The 218-nt window shown below is 53.7% G+C and carries 1 tRNA gene; it reads left to right on the forward strand.

Going from position 1 to position 218, the window contains the following annotated elements:
• Positions 1–84 precede the first annotated feature (84 nt).
• Positions 85–160 (forward strand) — tRNA-Met (locus KGF38_RS20250).
• Positions 161–218 lie beyond the last annotated feature (58 nt).

A 218-nucleotide genomic window follows, 5' to 3' on the forward strand; every position in this document is an offset into this window, starting at 1 on the left:
GGCAGACGCACAGGACTTAAAATCCTGCGGGACTTACCTCTCGTACCGGTTCGATTCCGGTCTTCGGCACTTATAAAACAATATCGCGGAGTGGAGCAGTTGGCAGCTCGTCGGGCTCATAACCCGAAGGTCGTAGGTTCGAGTCCTGCCTCCGCAACCATTAAAAATCAAAACGGCTCGTTGGTCAAGAGGTTAAGACACCGCCCTTTCACGGCGGT

This window comes from Clostridioides sp. ZZV14-6387 (assembly GCF_020657835.1).
GTDB lineage: Bacteria > Bacillota > Clostridia > Peptostreptococcales > Peptostreptococcaceae > Clostridioides > Clostridioides difficile_A.